Annotated in this window: 9 protein-coding genes and 1 pseudogene; 6 read left to right on the top strand and 4 right to left on the bottom strand. The window is 68.4% G+C overall.

Annotation, left to right across the window (positions count from 1 at the left end):
- Positions 1 to 230, top strand: a 230-nt coding sequence (locus tag AC1DNF_RS31055) for a hypothetical protein (RefSeq protein ID WP_478152511.1), incomplete at its 5' end; no start/stop codon positions are given.
- 15 nt (positions 231 to 245) lie between these two features.
- Here AC1DNF_RS31055 and AC1DNF_RS31050 read toward each other — a convergent pair.
- Positions 246 to 1,034: an IclR family transcriptional regulator gene (locus AC1DNF_RS31050; RefSeq protein WP_478152510.1), complete on the bottom strand. Its 789-nt coding sequence runs from the start codon at positions 1,032 to 1,034 to the stop codon at positions 246 to 248.
- Between the two features lie 112 nt (positions 1,035 to 1,146).
- Between AC1DNF_RS31050 and AC1DNF_RS31045 the strand changes: the two genes are divergently transcribed.
- Together AC1DNF_RS31045 and AC1DNF_RS31040 are read left to right on the top strand one after the other, a co-directional pair.
- On the top strand, positions 1,147 to 2,550 hold the full coding sequence (locus AC1DNF_RS31045) for an FAD-dependent oxidoreductase (protein WP_478152509.1): 1,404 nt from the start codon (positions 1,147 to 1,149) through the stop codon (positions 2,548 to 2,550).
- Positions 2,551 to 2,598: 48 nt separating this feature from the next.
- Entirely contained in the window at positions 2,599 to 3,573 is a 975-nt protein-coding gene (locus AC1DNF_RS31040) for a tripartite tricarboxylate transporter substrate binding protein (protein ID WP_478152508.1), read from the top strand.
- A 13-nt stretch (positions 3,574 to 3,586) separates the two neighbouring features.
- On the opposite strand, the gene AC1DNF_RS31035 is transcribed toward AC1DNF_RS31040, so the two are convergent.
- Entirely contained in the window at positions 3,587 to 4,378 is a 792-nt protein-coding gene (locus tag AC1DNF_RS31035; RefSeq protein WP_478152507.1) for an alpha/beta hydrolase, read from the bottom strand.
- A gap of 91 nt (positions 4,379 to 4,469) precedes the next feature.
- On the opposite strand from AC1DNF_RS31035, the pseudogene AC1DNF_RS31030 reads away from it, so the two are divergent.
- The 3 genes and pseudogenes from AC1DNF_RS31030 to AC1DNF_RS31020 form a co-directional block, all read left to right on the top strand.
- Positions 4,470 to 4,682: pseudogene (locus AC1DNF_RS31030) on the top strand (class I SAM-dependent methyltransferase); the annotation flags it as partial.
- A 149-nt stretch (positions 4,683 to 4,831) separates the two neighbouring features.
- Positions 4,832 to 5,392, top strand: a complete 561-nt coding sequence (locus AC1DNF_RS31025; RefSeq protein ID WP_478152506.1) for a hypothetical protein — start codon at positions 4,832 to 4,834, stop codon at positions 5,390 to 5,392.
- On the top strand, positions 5,389 to 6,576 hold the full coding sequence (locus AC1DNF_RS31020; protein ID WP_478152505.1) for a PrsW family intramembrane metalloprotease: 1,188 nt from the start codon (positions 5,389 to 5,391) through the stop codon (positions 6,574 to 6,576). Before AC1DNF_RS31025 ends, AC1DNF_RS31020 begins: the two co-directional genes overlap by 4 nt.
- Here AC1DNF_RS31020 and AC1DNF_RS31015 read toward each other — a convergent pair.
- Positions 6,571 to 7,938, bottom strand: coding sequence for an MFS transporter (locus AC1DNF_RS31015; protein ID WP_478152504.1), 1,368 nt, complete (start codon positions 7,936 to 7,938; stop codon positions 6,571 to 6,573). The genes AC1DNF_RS31020 and AC1DNF_RS31015 overlap by 6 nt on opposite strands.
- 2 nt (positions 7,939 to 7,940) lie before the next feature.
- Positions 7,941 to 8,486 (bottom strand): hypothetical protein, encoded by a 546-nt coding sequence (locus AC1DNF_RS31010; RefSeq protein ID WP_478152503.1) that lies wholly within the window; start codon positions 8,484 to 8,486, stop codon positions 7,941 to 7,943.
- Between the last annotated feature and the right edge of the window lie 81 nt (positions 8,487 to 8,567).

Genomic DNA, 8,567 nt, shown 5'->3' with positions numbered 1-8,567 from the left:
AAGCGAAGGCCGAAGCCGAAGCAAAGTGGCAGCAGGAGCAGGACGACCTCTTGATGGCCGAGGCGATGCGCATCGCACGGTACTTCAACCAGATGATCAACACGGCGGTGCCATCGAGCGCGGCGGCCGACGCATCGCTCGGCTTCGTGGCCATGGACGAGGCCTCCCCCTTGCACGCCGCCGCCGCGCACGAGCAGGCCATGGTGCAGGCCAACCAGTGGTGGGGTTGAGGGGAGCCGATCGGTTCAGGACGGCCAGGACTGCCCGATCGCATGCGCTTGCTGCTTCAGCCACGGCACCAGCTGCGCGGCACGAGCGAAGGGCAGGCGCGCCGCCATTGCGTTGATGCTGAGGGCCGCCACGGGACGCCGCTCGGACGAAAGGACCGGCACCGCCAGCACGTTGGTTCCGGGGATCACGCCCGCTTCGGTGAACGCATAGCCTACTTTGCGCGCGGCCCTGATTCGCAGACGCAGCGCCTCGACCGTCAGTCGATGGCGAGCCAGCCGGTGCTCGATCCTAGCGAGCACTTCTTCCTGCTCCTGCGAACCCAGGAACGCCAGCATGACCAGGCCGCCCACGCCCACACCCAGCGGGAGGCGCGCGCCAACCGACACGCCGATCACCTGGATCGGATAGGTTCCCGTCAGGCGCTCGACGCAGATCGAGTCCGGTCCGCTTCGCAGCGTCAACACGGTCGAATCGCCCGTCTGCCTGCACACTTCGCGCAGGAACGGTGCCGCGACTTCGCGAACCGGCAAGGGAGAGGAACGCGCGATGCCCAGCAGCGATGCCTCGCGACCGATCACATAGCGGGGAGGAGAACTCGTCCTCTCCGCCAGCCCTTCCTCGACCAGAACCTGAAGCATTCGATGGGCGGTGGCGCGCGTCAGGCCGCACTGCGTTGCGACTTCGCTCGAACTCGTCCCCCGGTCCTGGCTGGCTGCCAGAACCCGAAGCATGGCGACGGCGCGCCGGATGCTCTGGGCACCTGCGGTCGGTGATTTCGACGACGCTTTGAGTCCCGATGTCATGCCCACATTGTGAGACAAATGACCCTCATTCCTGCCGGGCCAGCGGCGATACCTGCCTACGATTCCGATCGGGCCGATCCGGATGGCGGATGGCCAATGAATGGAGACAAGGATGAGGGTTCGAGACAGTCATGACGTCGTCGTCGTGGGCGGCGGCACGGCGGGCGCGATCGCGGGCATCGCGGCGGCACGCACGGGCGCGCGCACCCTCCTCGTGGAGCAGTACGGCAGCCTGGGTGGCGTCCTGACGCTCGGGATGTCGCTCAAGGGCGTGAACGACGGCGAGGGTTTCAAGGCGCTGGGCGGCATCGGCGAGGAGCTCATCGAGCGCGCCCGCACCCTCGGCGGCACGACGCTGGTGTCTCGCCACCCGCGCCATGGATCGATCATGGGCCAGGACCCCGAGGCGATGAAGCTGGTCCTGATCGAGATGGTGAAGGAGTCGGGCCTGCATCTCCTGCTGCACAGCTTCCTGGCCGATGCGACGGTGGCGAATGGCGCCATCCAGTCCATTCGGGTGGCCAACAAGGGCGGCCTGGAAAGCATTCCGGCGCGCTGCTTCGTCGATTGCACGGGCGACGGCGATCTCGCCGCCGCGGCGGGTGCGGATTTCGTCCACGGCCGCGAGTCCGACGGGCGCGTCCAGCCGGTGTCCGCGATCTTTCGCGTGGGCGGGGTCGTTCTGGATGAGACCTGGGCGCACCTGGAGGCGCACCCGGAGGATCGGGAGACGCCACCGAACGGCGCGGCCGGCGAGGAGTACAGCGTGGCCGCGTTTCGCAGCATGCCCGGCGTGGGCATGGCGGGCTTTCGAGGATTGATCCGGCAAGCGCGCGCCGCGGGCGATTACCACATCCCGAGGGAAGACATGGGCTTCAATCCCATGGTCGATCGGCCGGAGGTGACGATCAACATCACGCGCGTGCACGGCATCGACGGAACCGATCCGGACGATCTCACGCGGGCCGAACTCGAAAGCCAGCTGCAGGTCCTGGAAGCGCTTCGCTTCCTGCGAAAGTATGTGCCGGGCTTCCAGGGCTGCTATGTGGTTTCCAACCCGTTCCAGGTCGGCATTCGCGAAACGCGCCGCATCCGGGGCAGCTACATCCTGACGAAGGAAGACGTGAGGGAAGGCCGCGACTTCGATGACCAGGTTGCGCGGGGCGCCTACCCGCTGGATATCCATGACGTCGGCGGTGCGGCGGCGCGGCTTCAGGGGACTATCGAAGGGGGCGGCACGGACCTCTCGAAGATCAACAGGTCCTACGGAATTCCCGCGCGCTGCCTTGTGGCGCGGGGCGTCGACAACCTGGTGGTCGCCGGGCGCGCGCTCTCCGCAACCCACGAGGCCGCCGGCTCCGCGCGCGGCCAGCCGGTGTGCATGGCGACGGGGCACGCCGCCGGCGTGATCGCGGCGCTGTCGGCGCTGCGCGGGCTGGCGCCGTCGGCCGTCGACGCCCAGGACATCCGGGCCGTGCTGCGCGAACAGAAGGCGCTGCTCGAACGCGGCGATTGAGGCCGGCGCTCGCGTTCAGTGATTACAGACCATCAGGAGACACAGACAATGTTGCGCAAAGCACTTTCATTCCTCGCTCTGGCGCTGCTCGCGGCGGCTTCATGCGCCGCCGCCGACACGAGCGCCTATCCGAACAAGCCCATACGCCTCGTCGTGCCCTATCCGCCGGGCGGTTCCGCGGATCTCGTCGGAAGAATGGTTGCCGAGAAGCTCGCCAAGAGTCTCGGTCAACCGGTGGTCGTCGACAACAAGGGCGGTGGGTCGGGTTCCATCGGCAGCGATTTCGTTGCGCGGGCGCCCGCCGACGGATACACGCTGCTGGTGGCGATCTCGGACACGCACGCCATCAATCCGGCGGTGATGAAGAATCTGCCGTACCACCCGCGGAAGGACTTCGCGCCCATCTCCCTGCTGGCGACGCAGCCGATGATTCTCGCCGTGGGCAAGAACATGAAGGCCGGCACGCTGGCGGACTTCGTCGCCATGGCCAGGCAGCAGCCGGGTGCCCTGACCTATGCATCGAACGGAAAGGGCGGGCTCAAGCACCTGGCGATGGAGCTCTTCAGCCGGCAGGCCGGCATCAAGACACTCCACGTCCCCTACAAGGGCGCAGGGCCGGCGCTTGCCGACGTCATCGGCGGCCAGGTGGACTCGCTGTTCATCAGCCTTCAGGCCGCGGGCAGCAACATCACCGGCGGCAACCTGCGACCGCTCGCGGTGGCCGCGCGCGCACGGCTTCCGATGGCGCCCGCCATCCCGACCTTCGCCGAGGCCGGATATCCGGAGACCGTCGTGACCCAGTGGTACGGGCTGATGGCGCCCAGGGGCACGCCGGCCGCGATCGTGGACCGGCTCAACCGCGAAGTTCGCAGCGCGCTGGAAGCGCCCGATGTTTCGGAGAAGCTCAAGTCCGTCGGCACCGAGCCGGCCGGCGACACCCCCGAGGAGTTCTCGGACTTCCTGGGCAAGGAGATCAGGCGCTGGGCCGACGTGGCCAAGGCGGTCGGCCCGGGCCTGGAATAGTTGCCTGAGTCGGCTACCTGGAAAGAATCCACCCGGCGATCTGCGCAACGACGTCGCGGTCGAGCCCGTTGAAGCCGTGATAGGCCATCGCCTCGCACGGGTCGCCCACGTTCTCACCGCCCTTGAAGGCCAGCAGGGCCTTCCTCGGTGAGTTGTCGAGCTTCGCCATGAGCGCGGGCACGTTGGCAAAGGCGCAGAGCGCGCAGCCGTCCTGCTCGTGATGGACGACGAGGACGGGGATCCGGATGTTTCCCAGCGGCATCGCCGGGACGGGGCGGCTCCCGGGGTCCGTGAGAATGGTCGAGCTCAGGACGATGCCGTCCGGTCCCTCGGGGCCGGAAAGCTCGGTGGCGACGTAGGCCGCGGACTGCGTGCCGCGGCTCGTGCCCACGAGCCACACGGGCGCGTGGGACTGCTCCCGCATCCATGAAATGGCCGCCTTGATGTCCGCCACATGCTCGGGCTTCTGGCGAAAGCCGCCGAGGTAGGGCGGCCTCTGCCGGTCGGACGGGGCATCGATGACGGCGACCATGAGCCCCTGGTCCGCGAACAGCTGCCGCGTGCGAACGAGGAAGTTCCCGGCGCCCCAGGCGAAGGAACCATTGGGGAAGATCTGCAGCCCCCCATGGCCGCCCGCGATCAGGATCACGGCGGCCTTGGGCGTCGGGGGCGACAGCACGAGCATTCGCTGGGTCACCCCGGGCCGGGTGGGAATGTCCACCACCTTCGGCGTGATCTGCGCCTGGACTTGCGAAGCCAGTGCGATCAGCAGGCTCGCGATCCGGGCTCTGGTCAGGTTGCGCATCGACGATCTCCTGGTGACAAGCTTCGTTGGGCACTGATTCACTACAGTTTCTCGGCCGGCATCTCCGCCGGCAAGGCGGATTTCAGCATGGATTTCGGACACGCACGACATGGCGCCAGACTTCACCGCCGCGCGCGTCGCCTTGTGGCGGGCCCCGCATGTCGAGGCCGACCCCCCCGAATGTGCTGGAAGACGACATCGGCCTCAGGCTGCTGGCGCCGGCCTCGACAGCTTCGCACAGCGCAGCCCGGAGATCGCTTCCCGCCTCAGGGTGTTCGAGATCGACCGGCCGGCCCGCGAAGCCGACTTCAGGGAAGCACGGCAGGTCTCGGCGGTCGACCTGACCCGGCGCTATTGGAGGAACTGGTGGTGGCGACGACATAGCGGCCCGCACACCGCGCCGCGCGCGGGATCTGCATGCGTGCACCGTGATCGGTATGGCACGATGAAAGCATGCTCGAGCCGTCACGCCGCATCCCCTACCGCAGCTGGCCGGGCGCGCTCGCGGTCTTCCTCGCCATTGCGGGCTATGTGGGCGGCCTGACGTTCTGGGACAGCCACACGCCCGGCACCCGGCCCCTGCCCGTGGGGCAGACCGTGGCTGTCGGCCATGCCCGGTTCGTCCCCGCCGAGGGATGGCAGATGGACCTGCCGCGCTCGAAGGCGGGCAGGTCCCTGATGCTCTTCAAGGGGGGGCACAGGTTTCTGGTGACGACGGGTCCCTGGGCCGGCGGGCCGGACGGGCCCCTGGGGCGGCAGCGAAGACTCATGGAGCGCGGCCAGGGGCTGCGCATCGACGGCGACGTGTCCGACTTCGTCACATCCTGGGGATTGCAGGGCAAGACCTTCGCCTACTACGGGCCGAAGCTGGCCGGCCGGTTCTGGCAAGTGGTCGACCTTCAGCGCCGGTCGCTCGTGCAGGTCGACTTCTACGGCGCCAGGGACGGCATGAACGATGCGATGGCCGAGGCCCGGGGCATGCTGGAGTCCATGGACCTGGGAGCGCCGCTGTGAAGCTGCGCATCCCCGAACAGGATCGCGCCGTCTGGCCGGCCGGCACCGACCCTTTCTTCCAGCCGCGCCGCGCTGCCTTCTGGCTGCTGGCGGCGCTGATCGTCAATGGCCTCTTCTACACGGGCCACATGTTCGCCATGGGGTTCCGGGTGGTACCCGTCACCGTGTTGCTGGGGCTCCTGGTATGGGGCGGCTACACCCTGGTGTTTCTGCTCGCCTTTCGCACACTGGACCTGCTGGAGCAGCACCCGCCGGAGGCCTTCATGCTCGCCTTCGCGTGGGGCGGCCTGGGCGCGGTCTACTTCGCCGCGCCGGCGAACATCGCCATCCAGAGCCTGTGCGCCAAGCTGGTGTCGCCGGAATTCGTCGCTCTCTGGGGGCCGGCGATCGCGGGGCCGATCACGGAAGAGTTCCTGAAGCTCGCCGGCGTCATCCTGCTGATCCTGGTCGCGCGCAACCAGTTCCAGACCTATCTTTCCGTCCTGATCGTGGGGGCCATGACGGGGCTGGGGTTCCAGGTGGTCGAGAACCTGACCGACACCGTCAACGCCTCCATGAACTTCCCGCTCGAGAACCAGGTGTACCCGGTTCTCCTCAATCTGCTGATGCGCGGGCTCCTGAGCGGGCTGTGGAGCCACGCGGCCTATACGACGGTCGCGTCCTTCGGCGTCGCCTGGTTCCTGCTTCACCCGCAGCGACCGATGGCGACCCGGCTCGCCTGCGCCTTCCTGTGCTTCGCACTGGCATGGGCCATGCATTTCACATGGAACTCGCCGCTGCTGGAGGACCTCTTCGACGACACGCTCGTCGGGATGGCGCAGTTGCTGGTCGTCAAGGGCATCCCCGTGATGGTCGCGGCCTGGCTCTTCTGGCGCGTTGCCGCGCGCGAGGATGGCGCATACCTCCATGCCCTGGCCGCCTACTTCGTGCCGGAGCGCGAGTTGATCCGCGATGACGAGTGGCTGCGCCTGGGCGCGCCCGTGCCGCGGTACCGGGTTCGCAGGGCCATGCGCAAGGCCTTCGGCGCCCGGGCAGGGCGCCTGACGACGCAACTTCAGCGCGAGCAATTGCGGCTGATCCGAAAGGCCATGACCTACGGGCGCGGACCGCAGACGCTGCGCCACGAAGTGGCGGTGAGACGCCTGCGCGCCGAGCTGGGCCCGCTCATCCAGAGGCCATCATGAGGGCCTTTCCGGCGCCGCCCGCAGCATGCTCACGAGGGCTGCCGCCAGGGTCAGGGCGGCTGCGATCCCGAGACCGATCCTGGGCGCCGCGTCGGCGGATGCAACGCTGAAGAGCAGGCTCATGACGACCCCGCCCGCGGTCTGGCCCGTCAACCTGGCGGTGCCCTGCATGCCGCCGGCCGCGCCGCTGCGTTCGCGCGGTGCCGAGAGGAACATGTTGCGATTGTTGGGCACCTGGAAGAGGCCGAATCCCAGGCCGCACAACAGGGTGAGCAGGACCAGCGGCTGTGCCCGGCCCTCCAGCGGCCAGAGCGAGGCGGCCGCGAGTCCGATCGCGAGACAGGCGCCGCCGGCGGCGCAAAGCCAGGCCGTCGAGACGCGGTTGGCGAGACGGCCGGCGATCGGCGCCACCATCGCCACCGTCAGCGGCCAGGGCGTCATGCACAGCCCAGTCGTCAGCGCGTCCTGCCCGAGACTGTGCTGCAGGTAGAAGGGCAGCGCCACCATGCCCATGGTCATGCCGGCGAAACAGCAGACCGAGGCGATCACCGACATGCGGAATGAATCCGCGCGCAGAAGGTCCAGAGGAATCAACGGGGCCTGCCTTGGCATCTCCCGCCGAACCAGCGCCGCCAGGCCAAGGGCCGCCGCCGCGAGCAGGGCGGCAGCCAGTCCCGGCTTCGCTATCAGCAGTTCCGCACCCACGACCAGCGACGCAAAGGCCCCGGCATTCAGCGCCACGCTGAACCGGTCCAGCCGGCGCGCCGTGCCAGCGAGATCGGGCAGCGCCCGGGTGGCGAGCAGCACGGCCCCTCCCAAAGGCAGGTTCAGCGCGAACAGCCATGGCCAGCCGGTGCCGGACAGGATCACCGCGCCGATCGTCGGACCGGCCGCGGAGGACAGCGCAACGGCCAGCGCGTTCCAGCCGATGGCGGCGCCGAGCTGCCGATGCGCGACGATGGAGCGCAGCAGCGCGACGCCGAGCGCCATGACGGCGGCACCCCCGAGGCCCTGGAGGAAGCGGGCCGCGACAAGCCACGGCAGGGACGGCGAGAGGGCGCACAACGCGGACGCCGCGGTGAACAGCGCGACGCCGAAGCTGAACACGCGGCGAAAGCCCAGGCTTTCCCCCAGCGCGGCGCAGGGCAGCAGGCCCATCACGAGGGCGGTCTGGTAGGCGGTGATGATCCATACCGACCTGCCCGGCGTCACGTGCAGGGATCGCGCGATCGTCGGCAGCGCCACGTTGGCGATGCCCGCGTCGAGCACCACGAGCACCATGGCCGCCAGCACGGCGGCAATCGCGCCGATGCGCGGCGGCTCATGCAAGGCAGGGCATGCCGCGGCGGGGGCGAGGGGCATGCTCACGGCGTCCCGAAGGTCCAGACGCCGTCGCGCTCCACGAAGCGCGTCACGCGGTGTTCTTCCTTGTCCTCCTTCTTCAGGTCTCGCTCCGTGAAGCGGAACAGGAGCGCCGACGCGGACATGCACCGGGTGTCGTGAATATCGCCGGGCAGATACACCTGGACCTGCCCGGGCCGCAGCAGGGTCGAATCCCTGCTTACCAATCGGACGCTGCCGTTCGGGTCCCCGACCCGGGCATAGGTTCTCATCTCGATTTCGCCGCTTTGCATGGCATAGATGACCCAGCCCCGGCCATGATCGTGGGGCGGCCGATAGAGCCCCGCATATTCCGTGTGGGCCAGGAGCATGAAGCCGTGTGTCGGATCCCGATACAGCTCCTTGTTGGCCGGGGCTTCCCGGTGCAGGGCCGCCAGCCACTCCTCCGTGGCGGGCGCCCGCAGGAGATCCTCCAGGCGCCGGCGACAAGCCGCGACAAGCTCGTCGCTCAGAGCGCCCCAGATCGACTGGATGCCTTCCATCGATGTTTCAAGCGTATGGCTGGCCATGTTTTTTCCTCAGGTTTCTGCTCGAACGACCGCCGTTCAAGCCATGCCGGGAAAGATAGTTCTTCGCCCGGCATGGCGGAA

It is taken from the genome of Variovorax sp. 01T432, assembly GCF_056398605.1.
This window is presented reverse-complemented; position numbering and strand designations above follow the sequence as displayed.

Coding starts and splice junctions, on each gene's coding strand:
- AC1DNF_RS31050 (WP_478152510.1), bottom strand. CDS start 1,034: ATGACATCGGGACTCAAAGCGTCGTCGAAATCACCGACCGCAGGTGCC.
- AC1DNF_RS31035 (WP_478152507.1), bottom strand. CDS start 4,378: ATGCGCAACCTGACCAGAGCCCGGATCGCGAGCCTGCTGATCGCACTG.
- AC1DNF_RS31045 (WP_478152509.1), top strand. CDS start 1,147: ATGAGGGTTCGAGACAGTCATGACGTCGTCGTCGTGGGCGGCGGCACG.
- AC1DNF_RS31040 (WP_478152508.1), top strand. CDS start 2,599: ATGTTGCGCAAAGCACTTTCATTCCTCGCTCTGGCGCTGCTCGCGGCG.
- AC1DNF_RS31010 (WP_478152503.1), bottom strand. CDS start 8,486: ATGGCCAGCCATACGCTTGAAACATCGATGGAAGGCATCCAGTCGATC.
- AC1DNF_RS31015 (WP_478152504.1), bottom strand. CDS start 7,938: ATGCCCCTCGCCCCCGCCGCGGCATGCCCTGCCTTGCATGAGCCGCCG.
- AC1DNF_RS31025 (WP_478152506.1), top strand. CDS start 4,832: ATGCTCGAGCCGTCACGCCGCATCCCCTACCGCAGCTGGCCGGGCGCG.